The organism is Streptomyces sp. NPDC032721 (genome assembly GCF_055579625.1).
Genome location: NZ_JBVIMX010000028.1, coordinates 76,338 through 90,009, shown reverse-complemented (window position 1 = coordinate 90,009; position 13,672 = coordinate 76,338). Strand labels below are relative to the sequence as shown.

Here is a 13,672-nt window from a genome sequence, read left to right as displayed (position 1 = left end):
GCGCGCGTCTCGCTCCGCGAGAACGCCGCGCCGCCACTACGTGGCGGAACCCCTACAACGCTCCGCGTTGCCCTGGAGCTCCGCCCCAGCTTCCGGTCCGCTCCGCGGCCCTGGGCTCAGATCGCTCCGCGATCCGGCCTCACGGAATCCGCTCCGCGAATTCCTCAACAGCGCAGCTAGCCAAGGGAGTTGATGCGGACCACTATTCGTGCAGAAGGACCGCCCGCACCTCCCCTCCCGCACAGCTCACTGGTCCCGCACAGCACACTGGGGCCTGCGGTGGAGGCCGGCTACCTCCCATCAGGGAAGACCTCCGGGATTCCAGTGAAACGGATCCATCCGTTTCACTCCGCAACTTAAGATGCAGAAAACTTACCGAATCTTCGAAAGCCGCCGGGGCACCCCTCCTCGGACACATCAGCCATGTGGGGAGGGGACGGGCCAAAGGTGGTGTGTTGACTGCACCTTCTGGTGAAGCCGTCTTCGAACGGCTCCCGGTGTGCAAGCAACCATCAGGAGGAATGCTCAGTGGGAGAAGACATCCGCAGTTTGCTGATCTCGGACCCGCATTGACCCGCCTCGCGTCAGGGCGGTCACAGAATCTGGTCAGCGAGACGTCCCTTACGTTCTCTTCGATCAGAGCGGCGAGCCCGTCGACACCGTCGCAGCCTGGGTTCACGATCTTGTACTGGGCGACATCAGCCCTCGGACTGCCTGTGCCTACTGCTATGCGCTGCTCACCTAGTTCAAGGTCCTTTGGGCCCTTGATGTGCAGTGGACGCCCCGAGGTCAGCGCGGATGGTGGGGACGGCAACGGCCAGTATGGCGACGTCACTGCCCTCAAGGAAGATCGTGCCGCACAGGACGAGCAGCAGAGCCCAGGATTGTCCGCTCTCGCGGGCCGCGGGGGCGGTGGACACAGAGGCGCTCCTCACCCGTTGAGCCGCTTGGTCAACTCCGGCTCTTCAGCGACGGACGCCGTCCGCCGCCCAGGCTGCTGGGCCCCAGCCGCGTCGCCCGTGTCCGCGCGGCGAACCTCCATCCCGCAGCCTCCACGATCGCCATGGCCGCAACCGTTCTGAGCAGGAAGCAATGGAGGCCCCACCTTTAGTCTGTGACTCGGAGGTTCGTGTGGGTGGCTAGTGCTGTGACCGGGAAGGTTTACCGGGTCGACGGGGCCCAGCCAGAGGGAAGCATGTAGTGCCAGCCCGGACGCCAGGCGGGTGGGGCTTCGACGAGGTCTTCCAACGAGGCGTCGGCGAGCAAGCAGTCCAGGGCCCATCGGTTGGCCGAGTGAGCGATCACCAGGACCCGGCCGCCGTCCCAGCGCGTGGCCAGGTCGTACAGGAACGCGTCAGTGGCCGCGAGGACCTGGCGGTAGCTCTGACCGCCGGGGAAGGGTTCGTCGATGCGGCGAGCCCGCTGGGCGGCAATGGGGGCGACAGGGCTTCCGTTGAGGTCCCTGTAGTTGCACTCGCGCAGCCGGATGTCCTTGCGGATCGAGGGCGTGCCGTCGGGGAACGCGATCCGGGCCGTCTCCACAGCTCGGTGGAGGTCGGAGGTGAACACCGCGGCAAAGCCGCCAGCGCGTCGGCGTTCGCCGAGCTCCGCGGCCTGACAGCGGCCGAGTTCCGAGAGCTGGCCGGGGAGCCAGCCTGTGGCAATGCCCGCCTCGTTGTCGGTGGTGGTGGCGTGCGTTTCGTAGACGATCTCTACTGCCATCGCGGGGCTCCTGCTTGCCGGGGTGGGTCAGGCTGCTTCGGTGAGTGGTTGGCCTCCCCAGCGCAGGCCCTTCTCGCTGCGGATGCGCGCTCGTTCACGGCGTTGGGCGGCGAGGACGTCGGGGTGGCGGGCGTTGGTGTTGCGCCAGCGCAGGTAGGCGTGCAGGGCCCGGGCCTGGACGGTGTGGTTGTGGTGGTTCGAGTTGGCGATGGTGAACTGCCGCAGCGGCCCGAAGTGAGCCTCAATCGGGTTCGCCCACGAGGCATAGGTCGGGGTGAAGCACAGCTCGACCCAGTGCTTCCTCGCCCAGCTCCGGATCTTCTCGCCCTTGTGGGCGGACAGGTTGTCCATGATCACGTAGATCGGTGCGCCGTCGGGGCGGGCGGCCCGGATGGACTTCAGTGCGGCCAGGGTGTTCGCCGCGCCCTTCTTGCGGCGGTTGACGCCCCACAGGGTGTCGTCGCCGATCGAGTAGCAACCATGGAAGTACCGGATCCCGTGGGTGCGGTGGTAGGTCGCGGGGTGTCGCTCGGGGTGGCCGACGGGGGCCCAGCCCGAGCCTGCGGTGGGCCGGATTCCGAGCGGTCCGAACTCATCGAAGGCGAACACTCTGCTGGGGAAGCGGCCCAGGACTTCCTCGATCCGGTCCAGCTTCGCCTCGCATTGTGGGTCGGGGGATTCCTTCCATGTCTTGGTGCGCTGGAAGGTGACACCGCGGCGGGCGAGCAGGCTGCGTAACGCCTCGCGACCGATGCGGATCACCCGGCCGTGGACTTTCCGCAGGTAGGCGACGAGCTTGCGCAGTAACCAGCGGGCGAAAGGCTGGCCGAGCTTGGTGGGGCGGGTGGTGGCCGTCTGGATGACGAAGTCCTCGTCCTCACGACTGAGCAGGCGGGGACGGCCTCCCGCCCACCGAGGGGCCAGGCAGGCCAGGCCAGTCTCGTTGAACCGGTGGATCACATCGCGCACGGTGCCTTCGTCGGCCTGCACCAGCTGGGCGATTACCGGCACCCGGTTCCCGCCAGCCGAGGCCAGCAGCATCATCGCGCGCCGATAGCGCACCGAGTTGGTGCTGCCCCGGCGCACAATCTGCTGCAGCTTCTGCCCCTCCTGGTCAGTCAGTCTGCGCACACGGACAGGCTCAGCCACCGCACCCCCAGCGGTCGGATCGGACGTCACTGCACATCCAACCGCCCCGACCACCAACCCGGCGAACCTATGCGGTCACAGCACTAGCGGCTGTAGGCAGCTCCCAGCCAGGTCAATGCTGCGGTCCTGGCTGGGGGCGAGCGATTTCTAGGCTGCGCGGACGACGTCCAGCCGTTCCGGGGACGGTTCGTAGCCGGCTGCCTTGTATGTGGCTACGGCGGCTGGGTTCGAGCTTACGGCGGCTACCAGTGCGCTGGAGGCGCCCATCTCGCGCAGTGTTGCCGCAGCGGCGACGCAGATTGCCACTCCGTGGCCGCGGCCGCGGTGGTCGGCGTGGACGCCCATCGGTTCCAGCAGGCCGGGCTTGCCGGGGCCGGCCGACCAGACCGTCACCGCAGCGACCGCGTTGTCCTGGTCGTCGTAGCCGATCAGGCAGCGGGCGTCGGCGTAGACCGGTCCGGCTGCCAGGACGTGCCAGATCTCCTCGGTGAACCTCGGGCTGTCGAACGCCGAGCGGTGTACCGCGGTCCGCGTCCCTGCCGTCTGCGGGCCTGCCACCTCGATGCGCAGGCCGGAGTCCTTCACCGGCTCGGAGAGGTCGCGGCGCAGCGGTGTCCACGGTTCGCCCAGGTCCCAGCCTGCCTCTACGAGGGTCTCGCGGAGCAGGGCGCCGCTGGGGATCTCCAGGCTGACCTCGCCGGACGGCAGGACGCCGCGCTCCGGGTCGTTGAGGTCCGCCAGCAGTTGGCGCGCCAGTGCCTCGTCCTGGCGCAGTTCCGGTGCGGTTGTCAGGCGCAGCACGTCGGGGCCGTCCAGGTAGCCGACGGCGATGATCCGTCCGTCCTCGCTCCAGGTGCGGACTGCGGGGGCCAGCTTTTCCGCGCCCAGTGCCCAGGCCCAGCCGAGGTCTCCCGGGTGGAGTTGAAGCGGCGTACGGTCGTCCTGCCATTCGCGCAGTGCGTCCACTGCCCCGGTCAGTCCGTCGACGCCGGGCTCGTTCAAAACGATCGTCATGTCCCGCATCCCACACCATCCCGGCGACCGGCCGCACCCGCTTTTCGACTCGGACGGACAGGTGGGCAGGGTCTGGGCATCGTGTCCATGGCTCACCCTCCTGATGTGCTGGTCGCTGAGCCGTCCTCTACGATCCCGGGCATGGGCATTTTCTCCTGAGCGGGCCGCGACGGTCCGACAGACATCCGCCCGGCGCGAGTGCCGGGTCCCGTCAGCGTGCTCGCACGCTCAGCTCAGGAGACTTCACCACATCATGTCCGTTCGTTCTGCCTCTTCCGCCCTGGACGACCGCATCGCACTTCTGCGGCAACTCGCGCACGCCGACAGCCGACTTGAGGGCGTACTGCTCTACGGCTCGTGGACCACTGGTGAGGCCGATGCCCATTCCGACATCGAGGCGTACCTCTACGTCCAGGACGACCAGCTCGCCGACTTCGACGGGCCCGGGTTCCTGGCGCAGCTCGCGCCGCTCCAGCTCGCCTACACCAACATGTACGGGATCCTCGCCGTCGTCTTCGACGACCTGATGCGCGGCGAGTTCCACCTCACCCCGGCGGGCACCGGCATCGACGAAGTGCCCACCTGGCAGGGGGTGGTGCACCTGCCCCGGCCCGATGACGCCGTCCTGCTCGACCGCACCGGCCGTCTCACCCGGGCCGCCCGGCAGTTGGCGACCTTCCAGCAGCCCGAGCCGGCGGCCACCGCTCAGCAGCTCGCCGATGAGCTCACCAACTGGACCCTCATGCTTGCCCACATCCTGGACCGCGGCGAGATCGCCCGTGCCCATGCCCTTCTGCACACCGTCGTCGCCCCTCTGCAGCTTCAGCTGTGCCGCCTGTTGCGCAACAGCACTGCCCACTGGCTCACTCCGAGCCGCGCGCTCGAACAGGACCTGCCCGATGCCGACCGGCATCGCTACACCTCCACCACGGCTGCCGCCCACGATCAGGACGTACGCACCGCCGCACGCAGCAGCTGGCAGTGGACCCGCGATCTGGCTGCCGAGGCTGCCGACCGCTGGCCCGTCCGGCTACCGCAAGACCTCCACCGTCAGATCAGCGGTCGTCTGAGCAACCTCGGCTGACCCAGGAGTTCCTCTTCGGAGACGTCTTCCAGGTGGGTCAGGAATACCCACATGTGCCCTGAGGCGTCCTTGAGGATGACGGTGCGGTCCCCGTGGAACATGTCCTTCGGCGGCTGGAGGATCTCGGCGCCGGCAGCCTCCGCGCGCTTCGCCAGGCTGTCGACGTCCGGCACGAAGACGTGCAGCGTGACGGATGTGCCTCCGCCGAGCGAGGTCGGCGGGGCGAAGGAGCCGGCCTCTGCCTCGTCCGCGCGGGAGTCGCCCAGCATCAGCGCCGACTTTCCGATGGTGATCTCTGCGTGCAGGATCCCGCCGCCCGGAGCGTCGATCCTGAACTCCTCTTGGGCGCCGAACGCTTGCTTGTAGAAGGCGATCGCCTCTGCGGCGTCCTCGACCATGATGTGCGGGATCACAGCGATAGTGGGCGCGGATGACTGATGTGATCATCCTTCATGGATCGTGGCACCGGCCCGCTCATTACGACGAACTTGCCGCTGCGCTGCGCGCGCGGGGGCTGTCCGTGGAGGTGCCCGATCTCTACGAGCTGTCGATGGCCGAGAGCACCGCGAAGGTCGAGGCCATCGTTGCGGGTTCGGCGGAGCCGTCGGTGGTGGTGGGGCATTCGTTCGGGGGCATCACCGCCGGCACGGTGCGTGGTGCTGCCTCGCTGGTCTTCCTCAACAGTTGGATCCTCGACGTCGGTGAATCCCCCGCCAAGGTGCTCGCGGATACTCCCGGTGAGCCCGGCGAGGGGTTGACCGCGCTGCCGGACGCCGATGGGTGGCTCCACCTGGATCCGGACGATGCCCGGGTGAAGCTCTACGGCGACGTCGGCGAACCGGCGGCCACGCGGGCGGTCGAGTTGCTGCGTCCGGAGCCTCCGTCGATCTTCAACTTCGCGCCTAAGGGGGTGAGTTGGCGGGACACTCCGTCCGTCTATGTCCTCGGGCGGCAGGACCGGACCACCGTGGCTCCGCTTCCGGAGCGCTTTGCCGCGCGTTGCTCTCGTACGGAAGTGTGGGACACGAGCCACTCGCCCTTTCTGAGTCGCCCCGCCGCCGTGGCCGATCTGATTCAGCGTCAGCTTGCGGGCAGTAGCGGCGAATGAAGGGGGAAGGTGGGGCGGGAGCTTGCGGCTGCCGCCCCGCTTCCTTCGTCCGTCAGGCGTACCACTGCTGGTACGGGTTGCTCTCGCCGTAGGTGTGCAGGTACGCGCTGCCCTTGGTGTTGGAGTCCACGGCGTAGTTGCGGTCGTCGATCATGCGGAACTTTCCGCCGATGGACAGCTCCCACCAGAGCTGTTCCGGGTTGCTCCTGTCGCACGGCTCGGTGACGAGCCCCTCGGTCCAGGCGTCCTCTATGGTCAGGCACCGGCCGGTCCCGACGTTCTTGAGCTTGATCTTGCCGTTCACGACGGTGCGGTCCCACTTCTGGAACGGGTTGGTGCTCCCGCAGCCCTTCGTGTAGACCGACCCGTTGGCGCTGGAGTCGAGGCAGAGGCCCGTCTGGGCGTTCCGGTACTGCCTGACGTCGGCGGCGCTGGCGGGCGAGGCCGCACCGGCGACCAGCAGGACGCTCGTACCGATGGCTGCTGCGGCGCCGGCGAATCCTCTGGTGAAGCGCATGGGATTTCCTCCTTGGGAACTGTTTGTGGATTGCTGGTTGTCTGGGGATGGGGCGCGGGTTCAGACCCACCCTCGTTCGCGGGCGCGGAGTGCGGCCTGGAACCGGTTGTCCGCGTCGAGTCTGGCCATGAGGCGGGCCACGTGCTTCCGGTACGTCCGTAGCGCCATGTTGAGTTGGCGCGCCCCGGTCTCGTCCTTGTCGACGAGGTACAGGGTGCGGAGTATCTGGTGCTCGGTCTCGGTGAGGGTGGGCAGGGCCTCTTCGGGGAGTTCCTGGGATGCCGCCCACATCCGCTCGAAGAGCGAGACCACGGTGCTCACCAGGCCGGGTTCACGGGTCAGGAGCGCTCCGCGGGCCGTATTGTCGGGGTCGATGGGGGTCAGGGCGACCGCGCGATCGCAGATGATCATGCGTTCCAGCGGGTGCGGGGAGACTCGGATGGCCGCGCCCTGGGCCGTGAGTTCCCGCAGGTAGGCCATGGTCGTACTGTCCTGGAGGCAGGCCGATGCCATCAGGGTCCTCATGCGTACCCCTCGGCGCAGGATCCTCAGGTCTATGGGGCGGGAGACCTCGATCGACTCCGGGGAGAGCACCCCGACCGGGTTGGTGGTGAGGTTCTCCGTGTGGGCGAAGAAGGTCATCTCGTCGATGGCGCTGCGTACCGCTTCCAGGCCCTCGATCTGGCGGATGGCCGGGTTGTCGTACGTGGTCGTCCGGGTGGGGTCCGCCTCCGCGCTCAGGGAGTCGACGACCCCGGCGCGTCGGCCCGTCTCCTCCAGGTCGTCCTGGAGCTGGCCGAGCCGGTGCTCGATCAGCCGCTCGACGGCCCGCTTCGGCGAGAGGGGGCGCAGGCCGCCGGCGGGGGTGCGTACCACGACGCCCAGTTCCAACATGCGGGTGAGTACGGCCTGTTCGTGGTCTCCGGCGGCCTCGCGGTCGCGCAGGAGGGCCCGGTAGAAGCGTTCCTCGTCGGGTGAGACCCCGAGGAAGCCGAGGTCGTTGGCGAACTGTCCGGCTGCCGTCACCACGGCCGCGTTCCTCGGGTACGGCGCCCGGTGTGCTGGGGGCGCGAGGTCGGGAGCGTGCAGGAAACTGCACGCGAACCGGGGTCCTTGCTGCACGGTCGCGGCCCGCCGAAGACCCCTCCCAGCAGGCAACATTCTTCTTGTGAGGGCGGCCCGCCGGAACGAAAGCCGAAACGGCGACGGTGGGAGGGCCCGAGCGACGCACCACCGTCCCGCACTCTCGCCGCTCCAGGAGGTACCCCGTGAACCGCTTCGCTTTCCGCATCGCATCCGGTGCGCTCACCGCCCTCCTGGTCATCGGTGGCGCCGGGATCGCCCAGGCCGACGACGCGGCTCCCCGTACGGCCTCTGCCGGGCAGGTCGCCTCCCCGGACAGCTCTGCTTCCGTCGGTCCCCTCACCAACGACTGGGGATGAGCGGTACTCCGCCGGTCCCCCACCACTTGCTGATTCGCCCCTTCCGTACGTATCCCGGGCATCCCTTTGCCCGAAATCCCTTACAAGGAGATCGAAATGTCGAAGAACCTGAAGCGCGCCGCCCTCGCTCTCGTCAGCGCCGTCGCCGTCGGCGGGCTGATGCTCCCGACCGCCGCACAGGCGGCCACCCACCCGGCGCCTGCTCCGGCCGCGACCCAGCAGGGCCAGCAGGCCCAGCAGATGGGCGCGACGTCGATCCTCTCCCCGCTGGTACGGGTCGACGTCATCAACATCATCGGCGGCATCATCGCGTCCGCCATTGAGGAGGCCCAGGCGAACGCGAGCCGGGACACCTTCGTGAAGAACCAGCTGGAAGACGCCTGGAACAAGGCCGGCGGGCGCTACAACATCATGGTCATCAACACGAAGCTGAACTACTCGCTGGACCTCAAGGGCGTGGTCGGCGACGTCACCTACCACCACAGCACCTACGGCTACCGCGTCCTCGTCTTCGAGTCGGGCACCGTCGTCAACCGCGGTGACGGCGGCTGGATCAACTGGGGCTTCCAGGGCGAGTGGAACCGCAACGGCGGCACCGTGAACTTCAGCAAGTTCTGATCTCACCGCCCGGACCTCCTTCGTCCTCTGCCTCGGTTTCCGAGGTGTCCTCGGTCCCGGAAGCTCATGCAAATGGGCCGGTCTCCCCCTTCGGGAACCGGCCCATGCCGAGTCAGTCCCGGAATCACCGGATTCCGCCGATCGAAAGGAGATGAGACCGTGGAACACAGAGTTCGGATCACCGGCAGTACGCCCCATGCCGCTTCCGAATTGGCGTGTCTGCGCGTCATCGCCCGGCTTCCGTCCCACTGGTGCAGCGAAATACTGGAATGCGGAACCGGCTATGCCGTCCTCGGATTCCGTACGAGTGATTCCGAGGAGTACGTCGCCGAAGAGGTCGACGCGGCCCTCACGGCACCGAACCTGCGTGACTGGGCGCGGAATTGACGCGTCGGATTCTTCGGTGGAGCAACCGGTCAGGTGAACTGGACGGTCACGGTCTGGTCGTTCCAGTCCCCCAGCCATTTCACCGAGGTGAGTCCGCCGAAGGACAGCTTGTCGCCGTTGCGGTCCCGCAGCCAGAGTTCGCAGTTCTGGGAGGCGGCGTAGAACTGCAGGGAGGATATCTTCCACCGCCAGTCCGAATCCAGCGGGAACTGGTACTCGGGAACCCCGTCCTTGTCCTTGCTGCACGAGTGCCCGCGGAACTCGATGCGCGATCCGCTGTAGTTCGCGTCCGCGTAGACGACGCCGAGGAGTACCGGCCCTTCTCCCATGGTCTTGAGGTCGTAGGGCGGTGCGGGGGCAGGGGCCGCACTGGCCGGCGCGGCCACGCCCAGGGACAGCAGGGCCGCTGCGCAGACTCCGATGAGCCTCTTCTTCATTGGGTTCTCTCCACTCTCGTGAGGCCGGGGCTTGGCCTATGGGTCGCTTTGCCGGCGGGCCGGAGGATTTACTCGTACCACTGCTGGTAGGGGTTGTCCGGTCCGTATTCCTTGAAATAGGCGTCGCCCTTGGCGTTCGAGTCCACGGCGGCCTTGACGAGAGTTCCGCTCGGCCAGCCGTATCCGGTGATCCGGGTGGTGCCGTTGGCCTTCTCTTCGAGCCATTGCTGCGTGCCGTTGGTGACGCACGATTCAGTGGTGATCTTCGACCCGGTGCTCTTCGAGAGACAGCGTCCGGTCGCGACGTTACGAAGTCGGAGAACGCCGTCCTCGTACCTGCGCTCCCACTTCTGGTAGGGGTTGTCGCTGCCGCAACTCTTCGTGTAGACCGACCCCTTGGAATTGGAGTCGAGGCAGAGGCCCGTCTGCGCATTTCGGTACTGCTTGATTTCGGCGGCATGGGCGGTCGTCGCCGTGCCGGTCACCAGCAGGACGCCTGCCCCCGCCGCAGCGGCGACACCGATGATTCCCCTTCGGACACGCATGGAATTCTCCCTCGGTGGGGTGCGAAGAATGGTGAAGGCCCCACCTTGCGGGGGCATCTGCACTGTGCCGGGGAGTCGGCTGTCCGCTCAAGTCACGTATTTCCGTCACCGGGAGGGCGGTACCGCGAACCGGGAGGCGTTCGAGTCACGGGTTCTCGTGACTGGCTCTGCGGGGGTCCGGTGCACGAGACTGCTCCCGCCGGGCGGCGTACGGCCGCACCGCCGTCACGGTTCACGGGAAGCGCATGTGGGAACTCCGCGCGGGGTAAGCGCGTCTCCGTTCCCCACGCGTACGACGCCCTGACCAAGGACAGAGGAAATCCATGCCGGACACGGACCCCGCGGCCGACGACCAAGCGGCCCTGCATCTGCGGGAGTTGGCCTACTTCCTGGGCGTCCATCTGGACCGGGCGCCGGGAATGATGTGGTCCGAGCACGACCATCCGGCGCTGGACATGGCAGCGGGGCCCCACGAGCTCGACGCGTTCGCGCGGGCGCTGGGGCTGCTGACGGGTCTCCCGGTGCACAGCCGTCCGGGCCGGCGTCGGCTCGGCGGCCCGGCGAGCGGCACCACGGTCGAGCACCTGTTGGTGCATCAGACGGTGGGGGCGGGCTCCTGGTACCTGAGGCGGACGCCTCGGGCGAGCGCGCCCGAGGACGAGAGCCGGTCCACCGACTCGCTGCGGTTCCGGCTGCGGAAGGGTGATGTGCTGTACGTCCCCGCGTACTGGGGGTGGGAGGCCGATCTCACGCCGGAGGCGGAGCTGGTGGTCTCCGTGCTGGGGAGTTCCCCGGGCGAGCCCGGCGAGGCGCCGTGAGCTCGGGGCGCCGGGGCTGAGGCGCACGTACGGGAGGCCCGGCCTGCGGACGGATACCGCGGCGAAGGCGTGGCGGGATCACCGGCCGCGCCCTTCGCTGACGTACGAGCGGTGACTCGTGGGCCGCTTGCTCAGCCGGTGGAGGCCTGGCCGGGGGCGCCGGTGCCCGCCGTGACGGCAAGGCCGAGGCCGGGGGTTTCGTCGGGGAGGCCGTGGATGCGGCAGGCGACGACGGCGAGCTGGAACTGGTTGGAGGCTCCGGTCTTGGCACGGATGCGACGCAGGTAGGTGTCGACGGTGTGCGGGCTGAGGCGGAGGTGGTGGGCGATCGCGGGGTAGGTGGAGCCGTCCAGGAGGAGACGGAGGATCTGCAGTTCGCGGGCGCTGAGGCGCGGGGGCGCGGTGTGGGACATCGGGGTCTCCCTTTCGGCCTTTCGGCGGGGCCCGGTGGGCGACCGCTGGGGGCTGTTGGCCACGGGGGTGCGGGTCAGGTCAGTCGAGCGGCTTGCACAGGGGCGTGTGGCAGCCCCAGGAGGTGTCGTCCTGGGGTGCGGCGTGCCGGGCGGCGGCCTTGGCGGTCGCCTTGGCGGTGGCGGCCTTGGCCGCGTCGGCTGACGCGGCGGCCGGTGCGGGGTGGCCGGTGGAGTGGGCCGCGACGGCGGGGGCCGCGGGCACGAGGGCCATGAGGGCGGCGGCGGTGACGAACCAGGACTTCATGTTTCCTCCAGGGGACGTTCAACAGGGGTCTGACAGGCGGTTCTTCACTGATCGGTCCCCTTTGAGGGGGTGCCTCTCGTGGATCTAGGATGTGGCGCGTGGCAGTGACAGCGCCATGCCGCGGGCCCCTCACCAACTTCCCCGGCAGCAAGCTGACGAAGGGACGAAATGGGCATACGCTCGGATTTGCCGTACGAGGCTTCGGAGTGCGGGCCTGACCGGACCGACACCGCGGTCTACGCATGGGTGCTGGAGCACCGTCAGGTTGATCCCGAGGCACTCGCCGCCCATCTGAGCCTGCTCGGTCTGGACCCAGGAGGTGCGCAGGCGGCGCTCGACCGGCTGGTGCGCCTGCAGCTCGTACATCTCGATCCGCAGGAACCCGGTCAGGCGCAGGCGGTCGCGCCGCATGCGGCCGTGCACGCCGTATGTGCTCCGCTGGAGGAGCGGATGGCCGAGCTGCACACCCAACTCGCTGCCCAGCGGACGATGTTGGCGGGGTTCCTTCCTCACTACCTCGGTGCGTCGAGCGGTCGCGCCGGTGACAGCGTGGAGGTCATCGCCAGCCGGTCGGAGGTGCGCGCGGCGCTGGAGTACCAGTCCCACAGCTGCGCCAGCGAGGTGATCGCGAGCCAGCCCGGCGGGGTCAAGTCGCCCGAGGCGATGGAGGAGTCGCTGCGCCGGGACCGGGCGCTGCTCGCGCGGGGCGTGCGGATGCGGACGCTTTACCACCACACGGCCCGGTTCAATGCCTCCTGCCAGGCGTACGTGGAGCAGGTCTCGGTGTCCGGGGCCGAGTACCGTACGGCGCACCAGCTGTTCGGCCGGCTGATCGTCTTCGACCGGCACACCGCTTTCCTGCCGCTCGCCGACGGTTCCTTCGGCGCGGTCGTCGTACGCCAGGAATCCCTGGTGGCCTATCTGTGCGAGATCTTCGACCAGACGTGGGCGCTGGCCCAGCCGTTCACCGCGGCCGCCGAGGAAGGGCTCGCGCAGGTGGCGCAGGCGGTCGACGACACGATCGTGCGGCTTCTGGCGGCCGGGCTGAAGGACGAGGCCGTGGCGCGTCGGCTGGGCATGTCGCTGCGTACCGCGCGTCGGCATATCGCGGACATCCTGGAGCAGTTGGGGGCGGAGAGCCGCTTCCAGGCGGGTGTGGCGGCGGCGCGTTCGGGGCTGCTCGACGAGTGAGGCGGCACCGAGGGCCTTCGCCGTATTCCGCTGCGAAGGCCCTCGCTGGGTGCCTGAGGTGGTGCGGGGTGCGGGGTGTGCACGGGGCGTCAGAGGCTGCGGGCGGTGATGTCGCCGTAGGCGGTGGTGGCGTGGATCTGGAGGGCGGCGGCGGCTCCGTCGGTGTTCTTCAGGGCGTTGTGCACGCGGCCGTAGGAAGTGTCGGCGTCGAGGATCGCGGAGGCTCCGGCAGCGGCGCTGACGCTGATCTCGCCGGACTCCGTGGCCAGTTCGAGGTTTCCGCGTACGGCTTCGGTGATGCGGAGGTCTCCCTTCTTGGTGCTGAGCTCGCTGTCTCCGGCCAGGCGGCCGACGGTGATGTCCCCGGCGAGGAGGGTGAGGCGGGCGCCGGCGGCCTCGTCCAGCTTGACCGTGCCCTGGGCGGCCTCGAAGGTGACGTCGCCGAGGCGACCGGTGCCGCGCAGCTCGCCTGCGGCGACCTTTGCCCGGACGTGGGAGCCGGCGGGCAGCTGGACGGTGACCTCGACGGAGCCGGAGTTGCCGAGGACCCGGTTCTTGGCCGGTGCGGCGGTGATGCTCAGGATGCCGTCGGCGAAGTCGACCGTGATCCGCTCGGCGGCCTTCACGTCGCGGCTCTGCGAGGCGTTCGCGGGGCGGACCTCGACCGTGGTGTCGGCGCGGTCGGCGGCGATGAACCGGACGGCGGCAGCGGGGACGTCGAGGACGGTGGTGATCGGGGCGGTGGTGGTGAACTGCATTGTTCTGCTCCTTCTCGTGCGGCGGGCCCGTGTTGGCCGCGCCGTTTCTGATGAACGAAAAGCTACGTAGCTTTCCAAGTGATGGCAACATCTTCATTGCGCTCGATTGTCATTTATGCAGGTCAAAGCAGAGAAAGTGTTGCAATGGATTTGAATCCAATGCAA

At 68.4% G+C, this 13,672-nt stretch carries 18 protein-coding genes and 1 pseudogene; 7 read left to right on the top strand and 12 right to left on the bottom strand.

Annotated features, from left to right (window positions below; all coding sequences use genetic code 11):
• Positions 1-773: 773 nt before the first annotated feature.
• From ACZ5PB_RS39025 to ACZ5PB_RS39010, 4 genes and pseudogenes are all read right to left on the bottom strand, one after another.
• Positions 774-920, bottom strand: a pseudogene (locus ACZ5PB_RS39025) (MFS transporter); the annotation flags it as partial.
• A 241-nt stretch (positions 921-1,161) separates the two neighbouring features.
• Complete coding sequence (locus ACZ5PB_RS39020; RefSeq protein WP_468697987.1) at positions 1,162-1,722, bottom strand: histidine phosphatase family protein; 561 nt, start codon at positions 1,720-1,722, stop codon at positions 1,162-1,164.
• Between the two features lie 27 nt (positions 1,723-1,749).
• Positions 1,750-2,871, bottom strand: a complete 1,122-nt coding sequence (locus tag ACZ5PB_RS39015) for an IS630 family transposase (protein WP_468697985.1) — start codon at positions 2,869-2,871, stop codon at positions 1,750-1,752.
• A 147-nt stretch (positions 2,872-3,018) separates the two neighbouring features.
• On the bottom strand, positions 3,019-3,885 hold the full coding sequence (locus ACZ5PB_RS39010) for a GNAT family N-acetyltransferase (protein WP_468697984.1): 867 nt from the start codon (positions 3,883-3,885) through the stop codon (positions 3,019-3,021).
• 253 nt (positions 3,886-4,138) lie between these two features.
• On the opposite strand from ACZ5PB_RS39010, the gene ACZ5PB_RS39005 reads away from it, so the two are divergent.
• Complete coding sequence (locus ACZ5PB_RS39005) at positions 4,139-4,969, top strand: nucleotidyltransferase domain-containing protein (RefSeq protein ID WP_468697982.1); 831 nt, start codon at positions 4,139-4,141, stop codon at positions 4,967-4,969.
• On the opposite strand, the gene ACZ5PB_RS39000 is transcribed toward ACZ5PB_RS39005, so the two are convergent.
• Positions 4,936-5,367, bottom strand: coding sequence for a VOC family protein (locus ACZ5PB_RS39000; RefSeq protein WP_468697990.1), 432 nt, complete (start codon positions 5,365-5,367; stop codon positions 4,936-4,938). The two genes, ACZ5PB_RS39005 and ACZ5PB_RS39000, sit on opposite strands and share 34 nt — an antisense overlap.
• Before the next feature lie 32 nt (positions 5,368-5,399).
• Between ACZ5PB_RS39000 and ACZ5PB_RS38995 the strand changes: the two genes are divergently transcribed.
• A complete protein-coding gene (locus ACZ5PB_RS38995; protein ID WP_468697981.1) occupies positions 5,400-6,077 on the top strand; it encodes an alpha/beta hydrolase in 678 nt (225 codons plus the stop codon).
• A 52-nt stretch (positions 6,078-6,129) separates the two neighbouring features.
• Here ACZ5PB_RS38995 and ACZ5PB_RS38990 read toward each other — a convergent pair whose 3' ends face one another.
• Both ACZ5PB_RS38990 and ACZ5PB_RS38985 read right to left on the bottom strand, forming a co-directional pair.
• Complete coding sequence (locus tag ACZ5PB_RS38990) at positions 6,130-6,594, bottom strand: RICIN domain-containing protein (protein WP_468697979.1); 465 nt, start codon at positions 6,592-6,594, stop codon at positions 6,130-6,132.
• A gap of 60 nt (positions 6,595-6,654) precedes the next feature.
• Positions 6,655-7,623 (bottom strand): helix-turn-helix transcriptional regulator, encoded by a 969-nt coding sequence (locus tag ACZ5PB_RS38985; RefSeq protein ID WP_468697977.1) that lies wholly within the window; start codon positions 7,621-7,623, stop codon positions 6,655-6,657.
• A 239-nt stretch (positions 7,624-7,862) separates the two neighbouring features.
• On the opposite strand from ACZ5PB_RS38985, the gene ACZ5PB_RS38980 reads away from it, so the two are divergent.
• The 3 genes from ACZ5PB_RS38980 to ACZ5PB_RS38970 all read left to right on the top strand — a co-directional run bounded on the left by ACZ5PB_RS38980 (position 7,863) and on the right by ACZ5PB_RS38970 (position 9,041).
• Entirely contained in the window at positions 7,863-8,036 is a 174-nt protein-coding gene (locus ACZ5PB_RS38980) for a hypothetical protein (protein WP_468697975.1), read from the top strand.
• Between the two features lie 96 nt (positions 8,037-8,132).
• The gene (locus tag ACZ5PB_RS38975) at positions 8,133-8,654 is read left to right on the top strand and encodes a stress protein (protein ID WP_468697974.1); all 522 of its coding nucleotides are present in this window, start codon (positions 8,133-8,135) and stop codon (positions 8,652-8,654) included.
• 159 nt (positions 8,655-8,813) lie between these two features.
• Entirely contained in the window at positions 8,814-9,041 is a 228-nt protein-coding gene (locus ACZ5PB_RS38970; protein ID WP_468697973.1) for a hypothetical protein, read from the top strand.
• A 29-nt stretch (positions 9,042-9,070) separates the two neighbouring features.
• Here ACZ5PB_RS38970 and ACZ5PB_RS38965 read toward each other — a convergent pair whose 3' ends face one another.
• On the bottom strand, positions 9,071-9,478 hold the full coding sequence (locus tag ACZ5PB_RS38965) for a hypothetical protein (protein WP_468697972.1): 408 nt from the start codon (positions 9,476-9,478) through the stop codon (positions 9,071-9,073).
• Positions 9,479-9,546: 68 nt separating this feature from the next.
• A complete protein-coding gene (locus ACZ5PB_RS38960; protein ID WP_468697970.1) occupies positions 9,547-10,023 on the bottom strand; it encodes an RICIN domain-containing protein in 477 nt (158 codons plus the stop codon).
• 323 nt (positions 10,024-10,346) lie between these two features.
• Between ACZ5PB_RS38960 and ACZ5PB_RS38955 the strand changes: the two genes are divergently transcribed.
• Complete coding sequence (locus tag ACZ5PB_RS38955) at positions 10,347-10,841, top strand: hypothetical protein (protein WP_468697968.1); 495 nt, start codon at positions 10,347-10,349, stop codon at positions 10,839-10,841.
• A gap of 131 nt (positions 10,842-10,972) precedes the next feature.
• On the opposite strand, the gene ACZ5PB_RS38950 is transcribed toward ACZ5PB_RS38955, so the two are convergent.
• Positions 10,973-11,254: a response regulator transcription factor gene (locus ACZ5PB_RS38950; protein ID WP_468697967.1), complete on the bottom strand. Its 282-nt coding sequence runs from the start codon at positions 11,252-11,254 to the stop codon at positions 10,973-10,975.
• Between the two features lie 79 nt (positions 11,255-11,333).
• Positions 11,334-11,558, bottom strand: coding sequence for a hypothetical protein (locus tag ACZ5PB_RS38945; RefSeq protein ID WP_468697965.1), 225 nt, complete (start codon positions 11,556-11,558; stop codon positions 11,334-11,336).
• Between the two features lie 168 nt (positions 11,559-11,726).
• On the opposite strand from ACZ5PB_RS38945, the gene ACZ5PB_RS38940 reads away from it, so the two are divergent.
• On the top strand, positions 11,727-12,749 hold the full coding sequence (locus tag ACZ5PB_RS38940) for a helix-turn-helix transcriptional regulator (protein ID WP_468697964.1): 1,023 nt from the start codon (positions 11,727-11,729) through the stop codon (positions 12,747-12,749).
• An 89-nt stretch (positions 12,750-12,838) separates the two neighbouring features.
• Here the strand turns inward: ACZ5PB_RS38940 and ACZ5PB_RS38935 are convergent, their stop codons facing one another.
• Positions 12,839-13,507 (bottom strand): DUF4097 family beta strand repeat-containing protein, encoded by a 669-nt coding sequence (locus tag ACZ5PB_RS38935; RefSeq protein WP_468697963.1) that lies wholly within the window; start codon positions 13,505-13,507, stop codon positions 12,839-12,841.
• Between the last annotated feature and the right edge of the window lie 165 nt (positions 13,508-13,672).